This is a genomic window from Pseudonocardia sp. TMWB2A (assembly GCF_017312135.1).
The window spans coordinates 1190953-1213774 of record NZ_QKQY01000001.1 but is presented as its reverse complement, the minus strand read 5'-3'; the positions used below and the strand labels follow the sequence as shown (position 1 = coordinate 1213774).

Sequence of the window (22822 nt, the reverse complement as noted above, 5' to 3'; positions counted from 1 at the left end):
AGACTTTCTATTCGGTTCCACCTTCTGCCTCTGCAACGGGGGCCGGAGCAGAGGGTTTGGGGCGCGGCTTCAAACGCTTGCCTATGGCCTGTCCGCCGCGCGAATTCCAGAGCATCCATAACAAGAACAGCAAGAGCGCCCAAGGCAGCAGCACACCGATGGTCATCATTACAAAGCCGAGCATGGTCACAAAGGAGGTCACCGCCGCGCGCCAGCTATCCTTGAGCGGGGACGCGCCATCAAAGCCGGGGATCGTGCTGCCGGTGCCATAATGGAAAGTCATCGGCGTGTTGGCGAGCGCCTCGGCGCTGTCCGCACGGCCTTGCGCTTCGCCTTGGAGCGCGCGGCGGATGTAGCTGATTTCGCCTTGAAACCGCGCGCGTTCGGCGTCTTTGATGCCGGGGCGCTGGAGTTGTTTTTCAAGCTCGGCGATGCGGTCCTGCGCTTCGGCGCTGCGCACTTGCGAAGCCTTGATGGCCGCGCCTTCGTCGACGCCGCTAATCTCGCTATCGACCAGCATCCCTTCGGCAGCGGCCACAGCTGCGATGCCGTCCTTGCCGAACTGGCGCGCGATTTCGGGCGCGAGTTTGAATTGCAGCATCGCGCTCACCTCGTCGCCATCGACGATGGTGTAGCGCATCCCGGTAATGCGGCATTTGGCGATGCCCAATTTCTCGCACGCCGCCGCATGGCCTTCCTGCACCGCCATGATGCGGGCCGAGGGCAGGCGGAACGCATAGCGGTAATTGAACGCGACACCGGGCGCGGCGCTCACGGCTATATCGGGACCAGCGCCGGAATCCGCTACGGCATCGACCGCCATCGCCGTATCGGAACGGGCCTCATGCGCTTGTTGACCACAGGCCGCAAGCGTAGTTGCGGCGAGCAATCCGGCGGCGGTGATGCGCGTCCATTTGGTGCGGCGACTATCGGGGAACATAGACATTTAAGCTTCTCCTCTCCTCGGGCGGACTCCCATCCAACCATCATCGAAAAGACATGTAAATATCGGGGGTAGAAGGAGGTCCGGCGCGTCACCGCTGCCGGACCTCCGGTATTGCATCAGGCGGCGGGGGGCTGCGTCGCTCCGGTTTTGCGCGGGGCGGTAAATTTGCGCACCACCCAGATAATCAGGCCGACGAGCAGCACCCAAGGCGCAAGCAGCGCGACAAGGCTCAGCATCGCGTTGAAACTGGAGCTGGCATAGCCCGCCGCGCCATTGCCGGACGTGGCGTTATTGCCGAACCAACTCACCGCCGATTGATAGGTGAAATGCACCGGCGTGCGCGCCAGTTTGGCGCGCGCATCGCTTTGGGTCTGGCGGCTGGCCTCGTTGAGCGCGCGTAGCTGCGCAATTTCCTGTGCGGTCCGCACCCGTTCGGGGGAGCCTGCGCGCTGGTTGCGGGCTTGCTGTTCCAGCCGCGCAATGTCGCGGTTGCGGGCGCTGATTTCCTGTGCGGCGCTATCGACCGCCTGCTTCACATTCTCGCTGCTGATTGCGCCATCGGCGAGTGTGCCGTCCGCCGCTTCGACCGCCGCCAAGGCGCTCGTGCCGAACATCGTAGCGACCGAGGGTGCGATGAGGAAAGACATTTGCGCGCGCACGCCACCGTCGCGGCTCTGGCGATAATCGACGCCGGTGATTTCGCATTGCGCCACGCCAAGGTCGGCGCACAGGCGGCTATGCTGTTCCTGCACCCCGCTGATCCGGTCGGCGGGGAGGGTGAAGCTATAGTCATGGCTGAACGCCACATTCGGCGCGGCCGTGCGGCTGATAACCGGCGGATGATGCGCGCCGGAGCGGGTTGTAGCGGGTGGTGGAGCGCCGGGGGACAAAGAGGCGCTGTCGGATGCGGAATTGGCCGTTTCGGCGGAATGGTCGACGGCGGAAGTCGCTACATCACCGCTCCGGCCATCGTCTTGAGGCGCGCAAGCGGTCAAGGCCAAAGCGCCGCACGCTGCGGAAAACCACAGTTTATTCATATCCTTAACTCCCATAGAACAGGTTATTTACGACACCAGAAAATAACTCTATTATTTTTGTAGAGATACCGAGTCGCAAAGAGGCCGTCAAGGGAGAATATAACATATCCTGTTTGTGGCGGATTTGAGCGGTAAAGGAGAAAGGGAAGGTGGTGTGATCAAATTGCCACCGGTTTTTGCCTAAAGAGGGATAAATATTTGATTCGCTGTTCAGCCTGACACGGGCACATGCTCTCCCGAAGCATATGCTAACTCGGAATGGCGGCACTTCGGCGGAAAGCTCTGCCAGTTTTTGCCAGTCAGGAATGCGTAGGTGGCTGAAAGCAGAATGCAATTCGTCCGCTAAACGCGAATTCATTCTCCAGCGGAGCGTTTCGCGTTTAGCGGTCAGAAAATTTCGTAGCTATAAAGTAGCTCGGATTATCGCCTCAGCCTTTTTTCTTGGCCGCAGGCTTTTTCGCAGGGGTCGCGGCGGGGGCCTTATAGCCCATTGACGCCAGAACCGGACGGTCGCGGCCGTAAATATCGGCGAATTTTTTGAACTGGCCGTCTTCGACGCGCGCGGTGAAATAGTTGATGTAGACGGGGATCGGTTCGGGGAAGGGGATTTGCTTGGTTTCGCCCGAATAGATGATCTGTTTCAACTCGTCGGTCGTCTTCCCACCATAATAGATCGCCATGAACGCGGCGAATTCGACCGCACGGTCGGTGCGGATACAGCCGTGGCTATAGGCGCGGTTGGTGGTGTTGAACAGGTTTTTGGCCGGCGTGTCATGCAGGAAGATGGCATGGTCGTTGGGCATATCCATCTTCATCATGCCGAGCGAATTATCGACGCTCGCCTTTTGCTGGACATAAAGCTTGTTGCCCGATTTGGTCCAGGTATAGCCGCGCGCCTTGGCTTGCGCCGGATTGTTGCGGATCAGCGCGCCCACGCCTTCGTCGATGATGGATTGCGGCAGATACCAGACGGGGTTCAGGAACACGCCCTTGGCATCGACATTAAGCTGCGGCGTCGGGGTTTTGCTGTTGCCGACAATCACGCGGTGGGTGCGCAAAAGCTTACCCGAATCCGCCAGTTGCGCGGTATATTCCGGCACATTGACGAAAATATAGCGTTGCCCGAGATCACGCGGCAGCCAGCGCCAGCGTTCCAGATTGGTGCGGATAAGGCCGATCTTGGCGGTTTCCGATGCCGGTGTCTTGGCGAGTTCGGCCTTGAGCAACTTATAATCATTGTGGGTGGGCTCAAGCGAGGCGAGCGCGCCCGCCACATCATGCTGCTCGGTCGCTTGCGCCAAGAGCAGGTCATCGGTGTGGGTATAGGCGTCGTCATCTTTGACGAACCATTCGATTTTGGCCGATTTGGGCGTCGAGCCATCGCGCAGGTGGCGCGCTAGTTTAAGGAAACTGTCGGTTGCAACCTGTGTCAGTTGCGCCTGATCCCCGCCTTCAATCGCGGCTTGCAGCCCCGAAGGATTATAAGCCGACGGGACAAGGCCGTAATGATTGGCCAGCTTGATCTGATCGAGGAGCGCGCGCGCGTCCGATTGCGACCAGTTGCGCGTCACCACCTGTGTCGGCGGCGGGGGCGCATTTTGTTCGACCGTCGCCGGACCGGTCGCATCCAGCGCAACCGGGCCAGCCTGATCGCTGTTGGTTTGCGGCTTGGCAGGCTGCTTGCCGGTTTGTTCGACCGCTTTGGACAAATCCTTGGAAGCGGGCGCTTTGGTGCTGCTGCTCTTGGTTCCGGTCTGGGCCAGAACCGGCGATGCGGCTGCAAGAACAAGGAGAGAGACAAGCGGTAGGGTTGCCGCAAGCGGCGCACGTTTGATTGGGTTCGACATGGGGTTCCTCATTGCTGATCCATGCTGCATGGCGGCTGAACGAACGTCAAGGGCAAGGCTGGAATTCAGCTTTGTTTGTCCGCTTCACTGTTGCGGGCCAGCCACTCCTCCAGCCATTTGATTGTATAGTCGCCGTCTTGCACCTGCGGGTCGTCGATCAGCTTGCGGTGGAGCGGAATCGTGGTTTTCATGCCCTCGATTACAAATTCCTCCAAAGCGCGGCGCAGACGCATCAGACAACCTTCGCGGGTGCGGCCATAAACGATGAGCTTGCCGATCATGCTGTCATAATAAGGCGGCACCTTATAGCCTTGATAAAGGCCGCTATCGACGCGCACGTGCATCCCGCCGGGGACGTGATAGCGCGTCACGGTGCCGGGATTGGGCATGAAGCTTTCGGGGTCTTCGGCATTGATGCGACATTCGATCGCATGGCCTTTAAACTCGATTTCATCCTGCTTGACCGACAAAGGCTTGCCTTCGGCGACGCGGATCTGTTCGCGCACAAGGTCCACACCGGTAATCATTTCGGTGACGGGATGTTCGACCTGAAGCCGCGTATTCATTTCGATGAAATAAAATTCGCCATCTTCATAGAGGAATTCGATGGTGCCCGCGCCGCGATAACCCATATCGGCCATCGCTTTGGCAACGATGCCGCCCATTTCTTCACGCACCGCCGACGAAATGACCGGCGAGGGGGCTTCTTCCAACACCTTTTGGTGGCGGCGCTGGAGCGAGCAATCGCGCTCACCCAAATGGATCGCATTGCCATTGCCGTCGCCGAAAATCTGGAATTCGATATGGCGCGGATTGCCCAGATATTTTTCCATATAGACGGTATCGTCACCGAAGGCCGCTTTGGCTTCGGATTTGGCCTGGGACATCAAGCTTTCAAGGCTGTCCGCGTCGGGGATGACCTTCATCCCGCGCCCACCACCACCGGAGGCGGCTTTGACCAGCACCGGATAGCCGATCTCTTCGGCGACGCGCTTGGCTTCTTCGACGCTCTCGATGGCGCCGTCCGATCCCGGCACCAGCGGCAGGCCGAGCGCGCCAGCCGTGCGCTTGGCTTCGACCTTGTCGCCCATGATGCGGATATGGTCGGGCTTGGGACCGACGAAAATCAGGTTATGCGCTTCGACAATATCAGCAAATTGCGCATTTTCGGAGAGGAAGCCATAGCCCGGATGGATTGCATCCGCGCCGCTGATTTCTGCGGCTGAAATAATCGCCGGAATGTTGAGATAGCTGTCCTTGGCCGCAGGCGGGCCGATGCACACCGCTTCATCGGCAAGGCGCACATGCATCGCGTCGGCGTCGGCGGTCGAATGGACCGCTACCGTCTTGATGCCCATTTCATGGCACGCGCGATGGATACGCAGCGCAATTTCGCCGCGATTGGCAATGAGGAGCTTTTCGATGGTCATGAGCGGGCGGTCCGGGCTCAGGCGATTACGAACAGCGGTTGGTCAAATTCGACCGGCTGGCCGTTTTCGACCAGCATATGCGTGAGCGTGCCGCCATTGGGCGCGGTGATCGGGTTCATCACCTTCATCGCTTCGACGATAAGGATGGTGTCGCCCGCCGCGACCTTGCTGCCAACGCTGGCAAAGGGCGCTGCGCCGGGCTCTGCGGCGAGATAGGCGGTGCCGACCATCGGCGATTTTGTCGCATTGCTGTGCGCGTCGGCGGCAGGGGCTGCGGCTTCGGGAGCAGCGACAGGTGCGGCGGCTACAGCGACGGGCGCGGGGGCTGCGGCGACATGGACGGGAGCGGCGGTGACAGCGCGCGATACTTTGATCTTGCGGTCGCCATCTTCGACTTCGATTTCGCTAAGGCCGGTTTCGCCGAGCATTTCGGCGAGCTGACGCACCATATCGACGTCGATTTTCATGCCCCCATGTCCGTGCCCATGACTGTTATTGTCTGACATATATTTGCGTGTCCCTTGGTATAATTTGTTATCGGCGCTTGCTTTTGTCCGGACGCTAAGGATGGCGTCCCGTTTGAAAGCCTGTCTTGTTAAAAAAGCGTCCCTGATTAAATGCTCTATGTCAAAGCTGGGCGGCGGCGTCCAGCGCCAGTTCATAGCTCTTGGCCCCATGACCGGAAAAACATTCTTTCGCAACCATGCCGACATAGCTTGTGTGGCGGAACGCCTCGCGCTCTTTGGGTTCGGACAGGTGGACTTCGAACACCGGCACGGTGACGGCCTTTAACGCATCATGGATGGCGATGGATGTATGGGTATAGCCCGCTGCATTGATGAGGATGGCATGGGCGGCTTTTGCGCCTGCTTCCTGTATCCAGTCGATCAATGTGCCTTCATGGTTGGACTGGCGGAATTCAATGTGAAAGCCCAGATTGCCGCCTTGCGAACGCAAGCGTTCGGCGATCATGTCCAGCGTGTCCGACCCGTAAATCTCCGGCTCGCGCGTGCCAAGCAGATTGAGGTTGGGGCCATTCAGAACATAGATTGTCGGCGTTTCGGCCATCGGATCATCCTTTTTCGCGCATGAAAGCTTGCCCCCGTCAGAAACCATAAACGACCGTGAAGCGCGTGGTCCCATCGGTCATTTCACGCCCCGGCAGCGGGTCGGTTTCATGCAGTAATAAATAGCTGAGGCGCGTCGATACTTTTTTCGAGACTTTGAAATCAAGCGATGTCAGCGCGTTGATATTGGCAGATCGCGGTTCGAAATGCACCGCCGCATTTTCCGACAAACGTAAGGTCGGCGAAATCTGCCAGCCCAGATTGGCGGCGAGACGACCCACCACCGTGGTTTCCGCCGCTTGCGTCAGATATTGGGTGTCGCGCCAGGACGCCCCTGCCTCAAGGTCCAACTTTGCCTTTGCGGTGTTGATGACCTTATAGCCAAGGCCGGGGCCAAGCGACAGGCGGCGGCCATAACCGGCCTTGATGTCGCGTTCATATTGGCCAAGTCCATAGACATAGAGGCTGTCATTAATCTTCCAGTCGGGCTTATAGCCTGCGACAATATATTCGCGCGAGGTCACGCCATTGGTGCGCTGGTAATCGGCCGAGGCGAACAGATTATGCCGCCATTGCAGCCCCTCGCGCTTGAGCCTTAGCCCGCCCGACACGCCCGATGCTTCGGTATTGCCGGTGGTGAGAAACGCGCCCAGCTCGCCTTCGCCTTTCCAATTATCGAAAAAGCGCGCGGTGCGCAGCGCCTCTTCCTTGGCGGCCTTGGCGGCGGCCAATTGGGTCGCGTGGCGCGTGAGATAATCTTTGTGCAGCGCCTCTATGTCCGCCTTTTCGTCGGGGCTGACGCGCTTGGCATATTTAACGATGGTGGCAATTTCTTCCTTCGATCCGTTTTTGATCGCCTCGACCACCATATCACGCGCCGAAGGTGGCGGCGGGGGAGGGGGTGGCGGAGGGGGAGGCGGCGGAGGTGGAGGCAAGGTCGCCACCAAAGGCGGAACATAGAGCGGGGTTTCTTGCGCGGCGGCTTTGGCAGGCGCTGACGCGCTTGCGGGGGCAGGCGCTGCCGCAATTACGCGGGCAGAAGCGGACGGGGTCCACGTGACGGCGAGAAGCAGCAAAGCCAAATGCAACGGGGTGCGACTGGTCATGTTTCCTCTGGGCAATCTTGTGTGTATGAGCCACGACTGCACCGCCCAAATGGCGGCGCTTTGCCGGACGCGAAGCAGTCCGGACAGGCGGCCTTATAGGGAGGCCGTCCGCATTTGCCAACGCGAGCGGAAGGATTTGGGTAAAAAGATGACAGCGCTATTGGACATTATCGTGAATGGCGAACCGCGCCGCGTCGCCGAAGGCTTGACGCTGGCAGGGCTTGCCGCCGAACTTGGCCTTGCGCCCGAAAAGGTTGCGGTTGAACGCAATCGCGAAATCGTGCCGCGTTCGACCTTGGCGGATGTGGCGCTCGCGGCGGGGGACGAGATCGAAATTGTGCATTTTGTGGGTGGTGGCTGACCGCCGCGCTTCCTACATAAAGCTACATATTCCCCCATATCCCCCATCAAGACAGACAGGAAAATCCGTGACTATAGATAATAGGCCCGCAGACCGTTGGACCGTTGCCGGCAAAAGCTTCACCTCGCGCCTCATTGTCGGCACGGGGAAATATAAGGATTTTGAACAAAATGCGGCGGCAGTCGAAGCGTCGGGCGCGGAAATTGTCACGGTCGCGGTGCGGCGCGTCAATGTGAGCGACCCTAAGGCGCCGATGCTGACAGACTATATCGACCCCAAGAAAATCACCTATCTGCCCAACACCGCAGGCTGTTTCACTGCCGACGATGCGATCCGCACGCTGCGGCTGGCGCGCGAGGCGGGCGGTTGGGATTTGGTCAAGCTCGAAGTGCTGGGTGAAGCGCGCACGCTCTACCCCGATATGCGCGAGACGTTGAAGGCGACCGAAATATTGGCCAAGGAAGGCTTTCACCCGATGGTCTATTGCGTCGATGACCCGATTGCCGCGAAACAATTGGAAGAAGCGGGCGCGGTCGCGATCATGCCTTTGGGCGCGCCCATCGGGTCGGGGCTTGGTATCCAGAACCGCGTCACCATCCGCCTGATCGTCGAAGGCGCAAAAGTGCCGGTGCTGGTCGATGCCGGTGTCGGCACGGCGTCGGACGCGGCGGTCGGCATGGAATTGGGCTGCGATGGTATATTGATGAACACCGCAATTGCCGAAGCCAAAGACCCCATCCTGATGGCTCGCGCGATGAAAGCAGCGGTTGAAGCCGGCCGCATGGCCTATCTGTCAGGCCGCATGGGCCGCCGCCTATATGCCGACCCGTCCAGCCCGCTGGCGGGGTTGATTTGACGGGGTGAAGGCTATGCCTGAAGGCGGGGATTGGGTCTAGCTCCGGGTATGTCCGGCACTGTTGGGGGTGGTTTCCTAAACACGGTTTACGTTCGCCGAGATTGGAGTTGAAAGCCCCTCCACCTTTAGGGGAGGGGCAACGGAGACTTACGAATTTTACGCGCTAGCGAAAATTCTTAGTCGTAGTGGGGTGGGGTTTTGCGGTTTACGCTGTGCCAGACGGACAGACCCCACCCCAACCCCTCCCCTGAAGGGGAGGGGCTTTTAGTTGGCACCCGCTCCAACGATATCGGCGCCCTAAGGCGTTCATCTATAGGATGAGGGGCTTTTTAGGTTACGCCCCCAATGCTCCCCAATCCCCCCAAAACAAAAAGGCCCCGTTTGCACGGAGCCTTGAGGTTAGGAGAGTCTCGTCAAAATTACTTCTTTGGCGCAGCCTTCGGTGCGGGCTGGGCCGCCGCGACTTTCGGCAATCCGCCGGACGCCACAATATCCACATCGACCGTGTTGCGGCTGGTGGGATTGAGGATCACCACATAGGCTGCATCGTCGCTCGTGCGGGTGCCGCCCAGATAATGTTCGGTCCCCTTGGTAAGATGTTCGGCATTATAGCCGTTTTTAGTCGCTTGGGTATAATAATAGTCGATCACCGCTTGCATCGGCGCTGCGGTTTCGAAATTGACGACGCGCACGTCACATTCGCCGGTCACGCCCGCAGCTTCCTTAAGCTGCGCGCGCGGATAGACGGGGAAGCTCACCGGCATCCGGCGCGCCCAGTCGAGGCCATAGGTGAGCTTGGCATTGCATTTGCCCGGTGCCACTTCGCCCATGCGCGCGCCCGGCGTTACCGGATCGCGGCCGCAGGTTTTGCAATCTTCGGCTTCCATTTCCTTGGGCGCAGGCGTTGCGAGCAATTTGCCGCCGACCGGCATCGCGATAAGATCGGGATTGCCGCCCTTGGCCGCGCGATAGACCGGCGCGCCGCCATCCAGCGGGCGATTGCCGGGCGATACCGCATTGGCATTTGATTGTTCGGTAAGCTTGGGGTCCACCATGATCTGGTCAGCCAGCGCGGTTTTGAGGACCGGATCGCCGTCCGCCAGCTTATCCTCATATTTATCCGCCGCCTGCTTTTGCTCTTGCGCGCAGCCCGTCGTGGCCAGCGGCAACAGGGCCATCGCTGTAACCGTCAGCAATGTATAGCATTTCATGGTAAAGCTCCCTTAACCTTTTCACCAGCCATGCAGCCGCAACAGTTAATTATCTGTAAGCAGAACTGATTAACAAGTAAGAATTTGTTAAACATTTTTGTCCCGTTTCGGGATTGCCCTGTAACGGCCCTGCGCTGCGCCCCGCTCATGTGCGTTCTTTTTGCGCCTAAGCCCCGAAACCCACGCCCTTTAGCGCTTCAGCCAAGCCGTGCGCGCCATGAACAAAATGCGGGCACCACCCGGACGGCAAGGTCCGGATGATGCCCTTTTCTGCCAGCATCAAGGCGCAATGTCGAGCGGCGTATGGAGGGGGGAGAACACCGCCCGCGCGCCGCGCCGGCAAAGGGGACACCAAATATAAGGAATTCAGCACCCTAAAGAGAAAAGGCCGAGCCGCCAAAAGGTTGCGTTATCCAAGGTAAATTACCGTATAAAAAAACATGGGTTTGAAAGCGCCGCCAAGGCTTGCCTTTGCACGCGATTCTACCCATGTGGAGGAGATGTTGAACATTTTGTCCATCTGTGTCGGCTTGATCGCGCTGGTTTTCGGTGTGGTTGCCTTTCTTCCGCTGCTCGGCTGGGCTTATTGGGCGATTATCCCGGTCGCTTTGGTCGGCCTTGCCTTGGGCGCGATGTCGGACCGCACCAGCGGCCGCAATCTCAATCTGGTTGTCATCATCATCGGCATTGTCCGGTTGATGATTGGCGGCGGCATCATCTGATCGCCCGTTAGACCGTGAGCGCCGCAGACGCAGCCGCCTCGGCCGCGCGCGATCCGCGCGGCACCAAAGGCCTTGCCGAAGCGTTGGGCGCTTACACCATCTGGGGCTTTCTCCCGCTTTACCTGAAACCGTTACAGCATATCGCTCCGTGGGAAGTGGTGGGCGAGCGCGTCATCTGGTCGGTTGTGCTGTTGATGATACTGCTTGTCGTGCGCAAACGGCTTGGCGAATTCCGCCGCGTGATGACCAGCCCGCGCCTCATCGGGCCGCTGCTCGCCTCCTCGGTGCTGATCGGGGCTAATTGGCTGATTTACATCTGGGCAGTGAATAATGGCCATGTGTTGGCCGCAAGCCTTGGCTATTTCCTCAATCCCTTGTTGAACGTCGTGCTGGGCGCGGCGATCCTCAAGGAAAAATTGCGGCCCTTGCAATGGGCGGCGACCGGATTGGCGGCGGTGGGCGTTGCCATCCTTGCCTTTGGCGCGGTCGAAACATTGTGGATCAGCGTAGCACTGGCCGGAACCTTCGGCTTTTACGGCCTCATTCGCAAGATGATCGACACCGGTCCGATGGTCGGATTGGCGGCGGAAACCGTGCTGCTATTGCCGTTTGCGGTGGCGTTCCTGTTGTGGTGGCACAGCGAGCCGGGCCGCGCCGCGTTCGGCCAAGGCAATATGACCGACAATCTGCTGCTTATGGGCTGCGGCGTCGTCACCGCCGTCCCGCTGCTCCTGTTTGCCAGCGCCGCACGCAAATTGCCTTATTCGACGCTGGGCCTCATCCAATATTTAGCGCCAACCATCGTGCTGCTGCTCGGCCTGTTCGTTTATCACGAGCCGTTGAAACAATCGCAGATTATCTGCTTCGCGTTCATCTGGGCGGGGTTGGGTATTTATATCTACGACAGCCTGCGCGCGGTGCGGGCGGCGAAGGCGGGATAATATCCGGGCTAGCAAAATAACCCGCTAGCCCTGAGCGTGTCGAAGGGCGTGTGCAAGGCTCACACTGTCCCATCCTGATAGCCGTCCTTCGACAAGCTCAGGACTAACGGAATAAGACAGTGTCATCTGGGCGAGCTGAACGACCCTAATATAATATAATCCGTCATTGCGAGCGAAGCGAAGCAATCCAGTGTTGGGTACGCTTACTCTGAATTGCCGCGCCGCTTCGCGGCTCGCAATGACGATGTGTGTTAACGCTGGATCCGCCACCCCAATGTCTCGCCCGCATGAAAGGGCACCAATTCCGTGCCGCCTGCCGCAATCCGTTCCGGCACCACCGTTTCCCCGCGCTCCAGCGTAATCTGCGCTTCATTGACCGGCAGCCCGTAAAATTGCGGGCCGTGGAGGCTGGCAAAGCCTTCAAATTTATCGAGCGCGCCATCTTCATCGAACGCGGCGACATAGCTTTCCAGCGCATAGGGCGCATTAAAAATCCCTGCACAGCCGCAAGCCGATTCCTTGGCTTCTACCGCATGGGGCGCGCTATCGGTGCCGAGGAAAAATTTGGGCGAGCCGGACATGGCGGCTTGGCGCACCGCGACGCGATGCTGTTCGCGTTTGGCGACGGGCAGGCAATATGCGTGCGGGCGGATGCCGCCGACCAGCATCGCATTGCGGTTGATGCGGATATGCTGCGGCGTAATCGTCGCGGCGATATTTGCGGGCGCATCGGCGACAAATTGCGCCGCTTCGGCAGTGGTAATATGTTCGAACACGATTTTGAGCGCGGGGAGCTGCTTGACCAAGGGGGCAAGCGTGCGCTCGATAAACACCGCCTCGCGGTCGAAAATATCAATGTCGGCGTCGGTAACTTCGCCGTGGATGAGGAGTGGCATCCCGATGGCCTGCATCCGCTCCAGCACCGGCATGATTTTGGCAATATCGGTGACGCCATGCGCGCTGTTGGTGGTGGCGTGGGCGGGGTAGAGCTTGCAGGCGGTGAATACGCCCTGCTCATGGCCGCGCGCAATTTCGTCCGCATCGCTCGTATCGGTCAGATAAGCGACCATCAGCGGCGTGAAATCCGTGCCTTCGGGAACAGCGGCGAGGATACGGTCACGATAGGCGATGCCATCCGCCACGGTCATCACCGGCGGAGTGAGATTGGGCATGATGATCGCGCGCGCAAATTGCCGCGCCGTATAAGGCACCACCCCCTCCAGCATCGCCCCGTCCCGCACATGCACATGCCAGTCATCAGGGCGGCGGATAGTCAGCGTATCGGTCATGCGGGGGTTCCTGTGCGTGGGCGTTTGGGGGCCATTAGCGTAAAGCGGAAGGATAGGCGAGGGGGGAGATGGAGGGGTAGAGTGAGGATGATAGGATTGTCATGACCTTAAAGATCCTCCCCGAGACAAGCTCGGAGAGGAGCTTTTTTAGCTCTGGCCCAAGACAGACTTGGGAAGGAATTCACCTTCACCGTCCCGCACATCCCCCCTTTTAATCCTCCCCCCTCTATCCTACCTCACCCCCATGACCAAAATGCTCCACAATCGCGCCATCCTCCGCCTGTCCGCCACCGAAGCGGGGGAGGATGTGCGGGCTTTTCTGCAAGGGTTGGTGACGCAAGATATGGGGCAGGTCCGCCCCGGCGCGCCGGCTTGGGCCGCATTGCTGACGCCGCAGGGCAAACTGCTGTTCGATTTCATCCTGTGGGCTGATGGCGATGATATTCTGGTGGATTGCGAGGACGCCCAAGCCGATGCGCTGGCCAAGCGGCTGTCCATCTATCGTCTGCGCCGCAAAATCGCGATTGCGCGGGATGATAGCTTGTGTGTCGGCTGGAGCGCCGCACCCGATGATGCGCCTGCGGAGGCCCTGCAAAGCGCGCCCGACCCGCGGCTAGCGGCGCTTGGCACGCGCTATCTGGTGCGTGCGGCCGACATCGCTCGCGCGCGCGGTGCTTCCGGCGATGATGCCTGGCGCGCGCATCGCCTCGCCCTCGGCGTCACCGAAGGCGCGGATGAATTGGGGCAGGACAAGATTTTATGGCTCGAATGTAATGCGGCCGAACTGAACGGGGTGAGCTTCACCAAGGGCTGTTATGTCGGGCAGGAAAATACCGCGCGGATGAACTGGCGGCAAAAGGTCAACCGGCGGCTGGTGGTGGTGCCATTGGCGCAGGCGGACGAAAAGCGGCAGATGGTCGCTTATCCCGACCTCGGCCTGTCGGTGGAGCATCGGCGGGTGGAGGCTATCGACCGCGCGACCCTGCCCGATTGGCTGGCAGACGCATTGGCGGACGCCCCCTGACCCACCTGTCATTGCGAGCCGCGCAGCGGCGCGGCAATCCAGAGCGTCCGCGCGCAACACTGGATTGCCGCGCGCCTTGCGGCGCTCGCAATGACGTGGAGGGGGTAATGGATGGCGGTTACGCTTTGTAAAAGGTCGCGCGGGTATAAGCGGTGCCATGACCCGTATCATCCTCTTGGCCGTCGCTGTTTTCGCTATCACGCTCGCGCTATTGCGGATGAATGATAGCGGGGTGCCGACAGGCGGCAACGCATCCGTCACGTCCGCTCTCCAACCGGTGCAACCGACCGGAACGCGCGTGTCTCAGCGGCAAGAAAGCACCGCCTTTGCGCCGAAAGTCGACATAGAGCGCGGGCCGGATTCGCATTTCCGCACCATGGTCAAAGTGAACGGGACCGAGATTGAAATGCTGGTCGATAGCGGGGCAACCACCGTCGCTCTGTCGCGCCGCGATGCCGAGCGGGCGGGGATATTTACCGGCGGCTCCAATGATTTCAGCGAATCGGCGCGCACCGCTGGCGGCACGGTGCGGGTAAAGCCGGTCAAATTATCGCGCGTCGCGGTCGGCGGGATCGAACGGCGCGACGTTGATGCAGCGATATTGGAAGGCGATATCGGCGTGTCCTTGCTCGGCCAAAGCTATCTCGGCACGATTGATCAGGTCAGCATCAAGGGCGATGTGATGACGCTTCAATAAAAGCGGGGCAGGGGTTAAGAGTGCGGCTCTCACTTGTAATCACCAGCTATTGCCGCCATTTGTCGAGCCATGACTGACAAACCTGTTCCGCCTTTGCGCGCCGCCATCGTGCCGGTGACGCCGCTCCAGCAGAATTGCACGCTGTTCTGGTGTACTGAAACCAACAAAGCCGCCTTTGTCGATCCCGGCGGCGATCTGCCGCGGCTCAAGGCTGCGGCGGCGCAACATGGCGTCGAGCTTGAAAAAATCCTTATCACCCACGGCCATATCGACCATTGCGGCGAGGCGGGCACGCTTGCCAAAGAATTGGGGTTGCCGATCGAAGGGCCGCAGGAAGCGGACCGTTTCTGGATTTCGCGGCTGGAAGATGATGGCCGCAACTATGGCGTCAATGGCAAGATATTCGAGCCCGACCGCTGGCTCAATGATGGCGACACGGTGACGGTCGGTAATCTGGTGCTGGATGTCATCCATTGCCCCGGCCATACGCCCGGCCATGTGATATTCCACCACGCGCCGTCAAAGCTCGCCATTGTCGGCGATGTCTTGTTCCAAGGCTCGATTGGCCGCACCGACTTTCCGATGGGCAACCATCAGGATTTGCTCGATGCCATCACCCAAAAACTATGGCCTTTGGGCGATGACACGACCTTTGTGCCGGGGCATGGGCCGACCAGCAATTTCGGTTATGAGCGGCGCAATAATCCGTTCGTCAGCGATTCTGCGATGGCAGCGGCGCGAGCGTAACGGCTGTCGTTTGGGCGGGCTTTGCCATGCCATAAGCGGCATAGAGCGCAGCGCCTGCCAGCACCAGTAGCACGATATGGTTGATCGCAATGCCGGCCATGCGCGCCTTGGTCGGTATGTCGCCCTCCATGCCGAACGCATGGGCAAGACGGCCCAGCGTATAGAGGATGACAATGCCCCACAGCCATAATTGCGGGCCGAAGGCGAGTTCGACCAGCGCGAACAGGATCAGCACGAACGGCGCATATTCGGTGAAATTGGCGTGTGCGCGCATCCGCTTGAGGACAAGCGGACTGCCCCCGTCGCCATGCAATATTTTTTCCGACATACGCACGCGCCCGACGCGGCTGCTCAGCCAGATGTTGAGAATGGCGCACACGGCGGCAAAGGTCAGCGATAATGGAAGGATCATGACAATATTCCCTGTTTAGGCTCACGGGCTTGCCCCGTAAGCGCGCGTCCGGCAAAACCGGCGCAACCAACCGCATTTTACGAGGGAAGGACAAGCGCGCAAGTGTGACTTTTTGGCGTGAGGGTACTTGCCTTTAAAGCCAAAAACGTTATAGGCGCGGTTCGCTCAGCGATTGAGTCTCCTTGAACAGGAACATCACACCTACCGCTTTTGTTTCGAGGGCGGGTGATAAGCTGTTATTGCCATTTGGGCTACAAGGGCTTAATTGCGACTGGATTTTGAACGATTTGAACTGGAACAGGTGCCACTATGGCTGTCCCCAAGAGAAAAACTTCGCCGTCGAAGCGCGGTATGCGTCGCAGCCATGATTCGCTGAAGGTTGAAGCCTATCAGGAATGCCCGAACTGCGGTGAATTGAAGCGTCCGCACAATCTGTGTGATGCTTGCGGCCATTATAATGGTCGTGAAGTGATTGCCGCTGCTGACTGATTTTCCCGGGGTCATTGACCCCTTTTGCCGAAGGAGATGCCGGTGGGCATGACGCCGCGGATCGCAATCGACGCGATGGGCGGTGATGTTGGCGTACCCGTCATGTTGGCGGGTGCGGCAATGGCACGCCATCGGCACGACGGGCTGCAATTTCTGCTGGTCGGCGACGAAAAGCAGATTGTTGCAGCGCTCGACAAGCATCCCAATCTGCGCGCGGCGTCGGAAATCCTGCACACCGATCAGGTGGTGACGGGCGACGACAAGCCCAGCCAGGCCCTGCGCAAATCCAAAAACAGCTCGATGGGCCTTGCCATTCAGGCGGTAAAGTCCGGCGAATGTGGTGCGGCCGTATCGTCGGGGAATACCGGTGCGCTGATGGCGATGGCGAAGCTTGCGCTGCGTACCATGCCGGGCATCGACCGTCCGGCGCTGGCCGCCTTGTTGCCGACGCTTGGCAATAATGATGTGGTGATGCTCGACCTTGGCGCGAATACCGATTGTGACGCGAATAATCTCGTCCAGTTTGCGGTGATGGGCGCCGCTTATGCGCGCACCGCTTTGGGGCTTGAAAGCCCGCGCGTGCGCCTCCTCAATATCGGCACCGAAGAATTAAAAGGCACCGACGAGATTCGCGATGCCGCCGCTATCCTCAAGGCGGGCAGGAATCTGCCCTTCACCTTTGACGGCTTTACCGAAGGCGACAAGATTTCGCGCGGCGATGTCGATGTGATCGTGTGCGACGGTTTTTCGGGCAATATTGCACTCAAAACTATCGAAGGCACCGCGCGGTTCGTGACCGACCTGTTGCGCAACGCCTTTACCAGCTCGGTGCGTTCCAAAATCGGCTTCCTCATTTCCAAGCCCGCAACCGAATTGCTGCGTCACCATCTTGACCCCAATAACCATAATGGCGCGGTCTTTCTGGGGCTGAACGGGGTGGTCCTCAAAAGCCATGGCAGCGCCAATGAAAAGGGCGTGTCCAACGCCATCCATGTGGCCGCCAATCTGGTCAAAAAAGATATTACCCGGCAAGTGACGGACAATCTGTTGCTCTTTGCCGCAAGAGACAAGGGACAGACGGAATGAAGCGCCGCGCAATTATTGCCGGAACAGGAGCAGCCCTCCCCGAAAATTGCGTTTCAAACGATGAACTTGCCCGCAAAGTCGATACATCCGACGAATGGATTGTCGAACGCACCGGCATCCGCTTCCGCCATATTGCAGCCCCCCATGAAACCACCGCAACGCTGGCGCATGATGCCGCTAAACAGGCGCTGGAGACGGCAGGGCTTGATGCCGGCCAAATCGGCCTCCTCATTGTCGCAACCGCGACGCCGGACAATACTTTCCCCGCGACTGCTACCAAAGTCCAAGCGATGCTCGGTATTGACGATTGCGTTGCGTTTGACGTTGCAGCGGTCTGTTCGGGCTTTCTTTATGCGCTGAGCGTTGCCGACAGCATGATCCGCACCGGTGTTGCCGATCATGCGCTGGTGATCGGCGCAGAGACGTTTAGCCGCATCCTCGATTGGGAGGACCGCGCAACCTGTGTGTTATTCGGCGATGGCGCGGGCGCGGTGGTCTTGAGCGCCGAGGAAAATAGCGCGCGCGGTATCTTGTCGTCCAAACTCCACGCCGATGGCCGTCATTATGACTTGCTCTATGTCGATGGCGGGCCGTCCACCACCGGCACCACCGGCAAGGTGCGGATGAAGGGGCGCGAGGTCTTCCGCCACGCCGTCACCAATCTTGCCAGCGTCATGCACGAAGCGTTGGAAGGGGCGGGCGTCGAAGCAAGCGAGATTGACTGGGTCGTGCCGCATCAGGCCAATATCCGCATCCTTGAAGCCACCGCCAAGAAACTTGGCCTCAGCGCTGACAAGCTGGTCATCACTGTGGACCGCCACGCCAATACATCGGCGGCCTCCGTTCCCTTAGCTCTTGATTCTGCTGTCCGTGACGGGCGAATCACCCGTGGTGATTTGCTTGTACTCGAAGCAATGGGCGGGGGATTCACATGGGGCGCATCCGTTGTGCGATATTGAAATTGCGTTAATACAATATTTATATAAACAAATAAGAATCGCATTGAATTAAGCCTTGAAGACTGCGAAATCTCGCCGCATTGTGAAACTTCATTACGCGGACAAGGGGCAAAACGCACCATTTCGCGTTCAGCCCTGAGAGGGCTTGAGTGGGTCATACATAAGGAATGAGGACAACATGCGTTCTGCAGGCACATTAACACGCGCTGACTTGGCGGATTCGATCAACAAAAAAGTGGGTCTATCGCGCGCGGATTCGGCACAATTGGTGGAATCCATCATTGATTTGATGTGCGGGGCGCTGGAACATGGGGAAAATGTGAAGCTTTCGGGCTTTGGCACCTTTGTTCTGCGCGACAAGGGCGAACGGATCGGTCGCAATCCCAAGACCGGTGTCGAGGTTCCCATCTCCTCCCGTCGTGTTTTGACATTCCGTGCCAGCCAATCGCTGCGTGATCGGATTGTAAAAGCGGGATAATATTGTTAGCTCCGAAAGTCAGGGCGGGAACTTTCAACCGAAAGAGCTTGCAAGGACCGGATAACTAACAATGACAAACAAGGATCAGGGTGCATTGCGGACCATCGGCGAAGTCGCCGAACAATTCGGTCTGCCAACCCATATTTTGCGCTATTGGGAAACCCGCTTTTCCGCGCTCAAGCCGCTGACACGCGCGGGGAACCGCCGTTATTACCGCCCCGAAGACGTGGTGCTTATCGACCGCATCAACCGGTTGCTTAATGTCGAAGGCTTTACGATCAAGGGCGCGGAAAAGGCGCTGGCATCGGGGCTGATACCGGGTGAGGGGCAGGGTGAAGTGGAGCGGACAGGCCCCGCTGCTACCGCGTCCGCTGCTGCCGGGTCCGCTGGGCCGCAAAGCATCAAAGCGGACGCTATCGGCGCTGAAAAACTGGCCGAGCTGCGCAAGATCCGCGACCGGCTCGCGCGCGCCTTGGCCGACAGTCAGGTTTAAAACCGGCGAAACTTCCGCTTATCCTTCCGGGCCGCTTATTCTTCAGGGGCGCTTACTCTTCAGGGCCTAGGCCGGGGTCGAGATCGCGCGGGCGGACCATATGGGTGATATGCGCGCTGCGCACCGCAATATCGGCCCATTTGCTGATGGGAAGCTCCAGCCGGGCGAGGGCTGCGGTCGGGAATTTTTCTTCCGGCACGGCGCGTAGCGGCTCATCTTTGCTGTCCGGCACCAATTCCAGCAGCAAATCTTCCAGCCCCGGATTATGGCCGACCATCAGCACATCGGTTGCGCTGTCGGGGACGTCGCGCAACACATCGAGCAGCGAAGCGGACGAGGCGAGATAAATCCGCCGGTCCCATTTCGGCTCCAGATTTTCATTGCCCATCGCGGTCTGGAAAATGTCGAGCGTATCGACCACCCGCGCGGCGGGCGAAGCGACAATCATGTCGAATTTCAACCCTTGCGCGCGCGCATATTCGCCGATCGTCTTTGCCGCGCGCTTGCCGCGGTCGTTGACGATGCGATCAAAATCGCGCGCCGCCGGTTCATCCCACCCCGACTTTGCATGGCGCAGCACGGTTAGCGTCTTCAAGTCTCACTCTCCATTTACACCCTCGGCGATTCACATCGCCGGGCCATTTGCGTCCCCGGCCATTTACTTCCCCGGGCTATTTACATCCCCCGGCGGAAAGCGGGGAAGTTCATCGTCTATCCCCAAGGCTTTGCCGGATTTATCCTGTTCATGGAAGGGGGTATGATGGCTTTGTGCTGCGATTACATGACGCACCGCTTCATCCAGCGTCACACGGCGGATTGGCGTCCCTTCCGGAAAAGCGGTGAGCAAGCGCGACGGAACAGCGGCGGACAGCAGGATGAATTGCCCGCGATCTCCCTGGCGGCGGATGAGGCGGCCAAAGGCTTGCGCAAGTTTCGCGCGGATCAGCATATCATCATAAGTCGGTCCGCCCGCCGCCAGACGCCGCGCGCTGTGGAGCACGGTGGGCTTGGGCCAGGGCACGCCCTCCATGATGACGAGGCGCAGCGAATCGCCCGGTACATCCACCCCGTCGCGCAGCGCATCGGTGCCGAGCAAGGACGCGCGCGGATCATCGCGGAAAATATCAACGAGCGTGCCGGTATCTATGGGATCGACATGCTGGGCGTAAAGCGGCAATCCGGCGCGGGCCAAGCGGTCGGCAATGCGCGCATGGACGCTGCGCAAGCGGCGGATAGCGGTGAAGAGGCCCAGCGTGCCGCCTTGGGCTGCTTCGATAAGCCGCGCATAAGCGCCCGCAAGCTGGGGCAAATCACCTTTCTTCACATCGGTGACGATCAGCACTTCGGACTGGCGCGCATAATCGAACGGGCTATCGACGCCGATTTTTTCAACCGGGCTTTCCAGATGAACCGCCCCGGTCCGCGCTTCGGCCACCGCCCAGTCGCCGCCGCTGCGCAAGGTTGCCGATGTCATCACCACGCCATGCGCGGGCTTGAGGACGGTTTCGGCGACCGGCTTGGTGGGGTCGAGCCAATGGCGGTGGATACCCATATCCCATTCGCGCCCTTCGATGCGGTCGACCGCGAGCCAATCGACAAAATCGGGCATGGCGGGGCCACCGACGCGTGACAGGAGCGCAAGCCACGCGCCCAACGTCTCGCAGCGTAGGGAGAGGCTGCCAATCGCCCCTTCCACCCGCGCGCGGGCGGCGGCATCAAGCCAGTCGGGCGCTTCCTCCATCACCGCCTCCAGCCTTTTGCCGAGCGCCACCAAGGGGCGCAGCAAAGCATCTATCGCTTGCGCGGCGGGACCTGCCGCTTCGACCAGCGTCGCGTCCAGTTCGGCCATTTCGGTTTCGAGGCCATAGCCTGCATCGCCTTGGTCATCGCGCGCATAGACGGTGCCACGCACCGCCGCGAGCAGGCGCTCCACCGGCCCGAACGGGTCGCCTTCACCCAGCCGTTGCAGCCAGCCATCGGAAGGGAGCGCCTGTGCCGCAGTGCTGGCCGCGATAATCGCCTGTGCGCCTGCTTCATCATAGCTAGCAACATCGGAAAGTCGCGCCGCAAGCCCGCGCCTGCGCCCGCGCGCATTGCCCTCCGGCCCCAACACCCAGCGGCGGATTTCAATCGCCTCTTGTCCGGTGAGCGCGACCGCGAACATCGAATCGGCCGCGTCAAACAGATGGTGGCCTTCGTCGAAAATGATGCGTGCGGGTTTGTCGCCATAGTCACGCGCGCGGGCGGCGACGACCATCAACAGTGCATGGTTGGCAATGACAATATCGGCATGGGCCGACCCGCGTGCGGCCCGCTCGATAAAGCATTTGCGGTAATGCGGGCAGCCTGCATAAATACATTCGCCGCGCCGGTCGGTGAGCGCGGTTGAGCCATTACGCCGGAAAAGGGTAGGGAGCCACCCCGGCAAATCCCCGCCTATCATATCGCCATCGCGGCTATAGGCGGCCCAGCGGGCGACCAGTTGCGCGAGCACCGCTGCGCGCCCCGCAAACCCGCCTTGCAACGCATCTTCAAGGTTGAGCAGGCAGAGATAATTTTCGCGGCCCTTGCGCACCACCACCTTGTCGCGATGCTGTGCGGGGTTCAAATAAAGTCGCTCGGTTTCGCGTGCTAATTGGCGTTGCAGCGCCTTGGTATAGGTCGACACCCACACCGCGCCGCCCGATTGGCGTGACCATAGCGCGGCGGGCGCGAGATAGCCCAATGTTTTGCCGATGCCGGTGCCCGCTTCCGCCAGCAGCATATTGGGCGCATCGCGCCGCTCGCGCGGGCGGAAGGCATGGGCGGCGGCACGGGTATAAAGCTGTTGTCCGGGTCGCAATTCCGCATCATCGCCGGTCAGATGATGGAGATGCTCGACCGCCGCATCCTCGCCGATGATGACGGGCTTGGGCGCTGCACGCGGCGGCATCTCCTCCCATTCGGGCAGTCTGGAAAAGAGCCAGCGTTCGGCCTGTTCGGGCCGCTTGATCGCCTGGGCGACAATTTGTCCCCAAGGCCATCGCAACCGCGCCAGAGACTGCGCCGCCGTCCACGCCCCTTCACGCTCGGCCCATGCGGGATCGGCGAGCGTCGCGACAAGCTTTTGCGTGGCGGCGAGGTAGAGGAGGGGAAAGTCCCCCTCCCGCTTGCGGGAGGGGTTAGGGGAGGGTCTGTTATCTTTGGGAGCGTCAGTGATTTCTGACAGCCCCCACCCCAACCCAGTTACAGATAAATAGTCCCCCGGACTATTTAGGTCAGGCTGGGAGCCTGACCGATCTGTAACTCCTGAAGGGGAGGGGCTAACGTGCACTGCGCCCTTATCCCCCATCCACAACCCCAAAGCCCGCGCCAACCCAGCAGGCGTCGGCACCGCAAATTTTGCCGGATGCACGAATGCAAATAATTCCAGCAAATCCAGCCCCGACAAATCGGCATAGCCAAGTCGTTGTCCGGTCAGCGGGGCGTTCAGTAAAATCATCGGCGTTTCCGCCGCGCGCGCTATCGCTTCGCCTTTGCCGACTTCGCGCACTGTGCCGTCGGGCGTTGCGATCCAGATACCGGCATGGCTTGCATGGAGCGCAGGAAAGTTTAAGGCGGGGACCGACATTTTTTCTCCCTAAC

The 22822-nt window shown here is 59.8% G+C and carries 24 protein-coding genes; 12 read left to right on the top strand and 12 right to left on the bottom strand.

Annotated features, from left to right (window positions below):
• Positions 1-7 precede the first annotated feature (7 nt).
• The 7 genes from DMP17_RS05635 to DMP17_RS05605 all read right to left on the bottom strand — a co-directional run bounded on the left by DMP17_RS05635 (position 8) and on the right by DMP17_RS05605 (position 7196).
• Complete coding sequence (locus tag DMP17_RS05635; protein ID WP_337828082.1) at positions 8-946, bottom strand: hypothetical protein; 939 nt, start codon at positions 944-946, stop codon at positions 8-10.
• Between the two features lie 116 nt (positions 947-1062).
• Positions 1063-1983, bottom strand: coding sequence for a hypothetical protein (locus tag DMP17_RS05630; protein WP_337828081.1), 921 nt, complete (start codon positions 1981-1983; stop codon positions 1063-1065).
• Between the two features lie 428 nt (positions 1984-2411).
• The gene (locus DMP17_RS05625) at positions 2412-3830 is read right to left on the bottom strand and encodes a L,D-transpeptidase family protein (protein ID WP_337828080.1); all 1419 of its coding nucleotides are present in this window, start codon (positions 3828-3830) and stop codon (positions 2412-2414) included.
• 65 nt (positions 3831-3895) lie between these two features.
• Positions 3896-5260: an acetyl-CoA carboxylase biotin carboxylase subunit gene (gene accC / locus DMP17_RS05620; RefSeq protein WP_337828079.1), complete on the bottom strand. Its 1365-nt coding sequence runs from the start codon at positions 5258-5260 to the stop codon at positions 3896-3898.
• A 17-nt stretch (positions 5261-5277) separates the two neighbouring features.
• Entirely contained in the window at positions 5278-5727 is a 450-nt protein-coding gene (gene accB / locus DMP17_RS05615) for an acetyl-CoA carboxylase biotin carboxyl carrier protein (protein ID WP_337828078.1), read from the bottom strand.
• A 160-nt stretch (positions 5728-5887) separates the two neighbouring features.
• A complete protein-coding gene (locus DMP17_RS05610; protein WP_337828077.1) occupies positions 5888-6328 on the bottom strand; it encodes a type II 3-dehydroquinate dehydratase in 441 nt (146 codons plus the stop codon).
• 37 nt (positions 6329-6365) lie between these two features.
• Positions 6366-7196, bottom strand: coding sequence for a DUF481 domain-containing protein (locus tag DMP17_RS05605; RefSeq protein ID WP_337828076.1), 831 nt, complete (start codon positions 7194-7196; stop codon positions 6366-6368).
• Between the two features lie 262 nt (positions 7197-7458).
• Between DMP17_RS05605 and thiS the strand changes: the two genes are divergently transcribed.
• Together thiS and DMP17_RS05595 are read left to right on the top strand one after the other, a co-directional pair.
• Positions 7459-7794, top strand: coding sequence for a sulfur carrier protein ThiS (thiS, locus tag DMP17_RS05600; RefSeq protein WP_337828075.1), 336 nt, complete (start codon positions 7459-7461; stop codon positions 7792-7794).
• Between the two features lie 67 nt (positions 7795-7861).
• Positions 7862-8650: a bifunctional sulfur carrier protein/thiazole synthase protein gene (locus DMP17_RS05595; protein ID WP_337828074.1), complete on the top strand. Its 789-nt coding sequence runs from the start codon at positions 7862-7864 to the stop codon at positions 8648-8650.
• 419 nt (positions 8651-9069) lie between these two features.
• Here DMP17_RS05595 and DMP17_RS05590 read toward each other — a convergent pair whose 3' ends face one another.
• Positions 9070-9828 carry a hypothetical protein gene (locus DMP17_RS05590; RefSeq protein ID WP_337828073.1) on the bottom strand — a complete coding sequence of 253 codons (759 nt, stop codon included), beginning with the start codon at positions 9826-9828 and terminating at the stop codon, positions 9070-9072.
• Between the two features lie 473 nt (positions 9829-10301).
• On the opposite strand from DMP17_RS05590, the gene DMP17_RS05585 reads away from it, so the two are divergent.
• On the top strand, positions 10302-10583 hold the full coding sequence (locus DMP17_RS05585) for a hypothetical protein (RefSeq protein WP_337828072.1): 282 nt from the start codon (positions 10302-10304) through the stop codon (positions 10581-10583).
• Between the two features lie 14 nt (positions 10584-10597).
• Entirely contained in the window at positions 10598-11524 is a 927-nt protein-coding gene (gene rarD / locus DMP17_RS05580; protein ID WP_337828071.1) for an EamA family transporter RarD, read from the top strand.
• 251 nt (positions 11525-11775) lie between these two features.
• On the opposite strand, the gene pyrC is transcribed toward rarD, so the two are convergent.
• Entirely contained in the window at positions 11776-12813 is a 1038-nt protein-coding gene (gene pyrC / locus DMP17_RS05575) for a dihydroorotase (RefSeq protein WP_337828070.1), read from the bottom strand.
• Positions 12814-13057: 244 nt separating this feature from the next.
• Between pyrC and ygfZ the strand changes: the two genes are divergently transcribed.
• The 3 genes from ygfZ to DMP17_RS05560 all read left to right on the top strand — a co-directional run bounded on the left by ygfZ (position 13058) and on the right by DMP17_RS05560 (position 15281).
• The gene (gene ygfZ, locus DMP17_RS05570) at positions 13058-13837 is read left to right on the top strand and encodes a CAF17-like 4Fe-4S cluster assembly/insertion protein YgfZ (protein WP_337828069.1); all 780 of its coding nucleotides are present in this window, start codon (positions 13058-13060) and stop codon (positions 13835-13837) included.
• 157 nt (positions 13838-13994) lie between these two features.
• On the top strand, positions 13995-14534 hold the full coding sequence (locus tag DMP17_RS05565; RefSeq protein WP_337828068.1) for a retropepsin-like aspartic protease family protein: 540 nt from the start codon (positions 13995-13997) through the stop codon (positions 14532-14534).
• A 69-nt stretch (positions 14535-14603) separates the two neighbouring features.
• Entirely contained in the window at positions 14604-15281 is a 678-nt protein-coding gene (locus DMP17_RS05560) for an MBL fold metallo-hydrolase (RefSeq protein WP_337828067.1), read from the top strand.
• Here DMP17_RS05560 and DMP17_RS05555 read toward each other — a convergent pair.
• Positions 15247-15693, bottom strand: coding sequence for an MAPEG family protein (locus tag DMP17_RS05555; protein WP_337828066.1), 447 nt, complete (start codon positions 15691-15693; stop codon positions 15247-15249). The genes DMP17_RS05560 and DMP17_RS05555 overlap by 35 nt on opposite strands.
• Positions 15694-16002: 309 nt before the next feature.
• Between DMP17_RS05555 and rpmF the strand changes: the two genes are divergently transcribed.
• From rpmF to DMP17_RS05530, 5 genes are all read left to right on the top strand, one after another.
• A complete protein-coding gene (rpmF, locus tag DMP17_RS05550; RefSeq protein ID WP_337828065.1) occupies positions 16003-16182 on the top strand; it encodes a 50S ribosomal protein L32 in 180 nt (59 codons plus the stop codon).
• A gap of 48 nt (positions 16183-16230) precedes the next feature.
• The gene (gene plsX / locus DMP17_RS05545; protein WP_337829762.1) at positions 16231-17268 is read left to right on the top strand and encodes a phosphate acyltransferase PlsX; all 1038 of its coding nucleotides are present in this window, start codon (positions 16231-16233) and stop codon (positions 17266-17268) included.
• Positions 17265-18227 carry a beta-ketoacyl-ACP synthase III gene (locus DMP17_RS05540; protein ID WP_337828064.1) on the top strand — a complete coding sequence of 321 codons (963 nt, stop codon included), beginning with the start codon at positions 17265-17267 and terminating at the stop codon, positions 18225-18227. The genes plsX and DMP17_RS05540 overlap by 4 nt, the downstream gene beginning before the upstream one ends.
• Positions 18228-18405: 178 nt before the next feature.
• The gene (locus tag DMP17_RS05535) at positions 18406-18705 is read left to right on the top strand and encodes an integration host factor subunit alpha (protein WP_337828063.1); all 300 of its coding nucleotides are present in this window, start codon (positions 18406-18408) and stop codon (positions 18703-18705) included.
• 70 nt (positions 18706-18775) lie between these two features.
• Positions 18776-19198, top strand: a complete 423-nt coding sequence (locus DMP17_RS05530) for a MerR family transcriptional regulator (RefSeq protein WP_337828062.1) — start codon at positions 18776-18778, stop codon at positions 19196-19198.
• Positions 19199-19250: 52 nt separating this feature from the next.
• Here the strand turns inward: DMP17_RS05530 and DMP17_RS05525 are convergent, their stop codons facing one another.
• Together DMP17_RS05525 and DMP17_RS05520 are read right to left on the bottom strand one after the other, a co-directional pair.
• Positions 19251-19793, bottom strand: a complete 543-nt coding sequence (locus tag DMP17_RS05525; protein WP_337828061.1) for a SixA phosphatase family protein — start codon at positions 19791-19793, stop codon at positions 19251-19253.
• A 63-nt stretch (positions 19794-19856) separates the two neighbouring features.
• Positions 19857-22808 (bottom strand): ATP-dependent DNA helicase, encoded by a 2952-nt coding sequence (locus DMP17_RS05520; protein WP_337828060.1) that lies wholly within the window; start codon positions 22806-22808, stop codon positions 19857-19859.
• Positions 22809-22822 lie beyond the last annotated feature (14 nt).

Excerpts from the sequence above, each read along its gene's own strand:
- DMP17_RS05585 (WP_337828072.1), top strand. The coding sequence starts at position 10,302 with ATGGGTTTGAAAGCGCCGCCAAGGCTTGCCTTTGCACGCGATTCTACC.
- plsX (WP_337829762.1), top strand. The coding sequence starts at position 16,231 with ATGACGCCGCGGATCGCAATCGACGCGATGGGCGGTGATGTTGGCGTA.
- DMP17_RS05630 (WP_337828081.1), bottom strand. The coding sequence starts at position 1,983 with ATGAATAAACTGTGGTTTTCCGCAGCGTGCGGCGCTTTGGCCTTGACC.
- DMP17_RS05555 (WP_337828066.1), bottom strand. The coding sequence starts at position 15,693 with ATGATCCTTCCATTATCGCTGACCTTTGCCGCCGTGTGCGCCATTCTC.
- accB (WP_337828078.1), bottom strand. The coding sequence starts at position 5,727 with ATGAAAATCGACGTCGATATGGTGCGTCAGCTCGCCGAAATGCTCGGC.
- DMP17_RS05590 (WP_337828073.1), bottom strand. The coding sequence starts at position 9,828 with ATGGCCCTGTTGCCGCTGGCCACGACGGGCTGCGCGCAAGAGCAAAAG.
- ygfZ (WP_337828069.1), top strand. The coding sequence starts at position 13,058 with ATGACCAAAATGCTCCACAATCGCGCCATCCTCCGCCTGTCCGCCACC.
- DMP17_RS05610 (WP_337828077.1), bottom strand. The coding sequence starts at position 6,328 with ATGGCCGAAACGCCGACAATCTATGTTCTGAATGGCCCCAACCTCAAT.
- DMP17_RS05565 (WP_337828068.1), top strand. The coding sequence starts at position 13,995 with ATGACCCGTATCATCCTCTTGGCCGTCGCTGTTTTCGCTATCACGCTC.
- rpmF (WP_337828065.1), top strand. The coding sequence starts at position 16,003 with ATGGCTGTCCCCAAGAGAAAAACTTCGCCGTCGAAGCGCGGTATGCGT.
- pyrC (WP_337828070.1), bottom strand. The coding sequence starts at position 12,813 with ATGACCGATACGCTGACTATCCGCCGCCCTGATGACTGGCATGTGCAT.
- DMP17_RS05540 (WP_337828064.1), top strand. The coding sequence starts at position 17,265 with ATGAAGCGCCGCGCAATTATTGCCGGAACAGGAGCAGCCCTCCCCGAA.
- DMP17_RS05530 (WP_337828062.1), top strand. The coding sequence starts at position 18,776 with ATGACAAACAAGGATCAGGGTGCATTGCGGACCATCGGCGAAGTCGCC.
- DMP17_RS05520 (WP_337828060.1), bottom strand. The coding sequence starts at position 22,808 with ATGTCGGTCCCCGCCTTAAACTTTCCTGCGCTCCATGCAAGCCATGCC.
- DMP17_RS05535 (WP_337828063.1), top strand. The coding sequence starts at position 18,406 with ATGCGTTCTGCAGGCACATTAACACGCGCTGACTTGGCGGATTCGATC.
- accC (WP_337828079.1), bottom strand. The coding sequence starts at position 5,260 with ATGACCATCGAAAAGCTCCTCATTGCCAATCGCGGCGAAATTGCGCTG.
- DMP17_RS05560 (WP_337828067.1), top strand. The coding sequence starts at position 14,604 with ATGACTGACAAACCTGTTCCGCCTTTGCGCGCCGCCATCGTGCCGGTG.
- DMP17_RS05625 (WP_337828080.1), bottom strand. The coding sequence starts at position 3,830 with ATGTCGAACCCAATCAAACGTGCGCCGCTTGCGGCAACCCTACCGCTT.
- DMP17_RS05605 (WP_337828076.1), bottom strand. The coding sequence starts at position 7,196 with ATGGTGGTCGAGGCGATCAAAAACGGATCGAAGGAAGAAATTGCCACC.
- thiS (WP_337828075.1), top strand. The coding sequence starts at position 7,459 with ATGAGCCACGACTGCACCGCCCAAATGGCGGCGCTTTGCCGGACGCGA.
- DMP17_RS05635 (WP_337828082.1), bottom strand. The coding sequence starts at position 946 with ATGTCTATGTTCCCCGATAGTCGCCGCACCAAATGGACGCGCATCACC.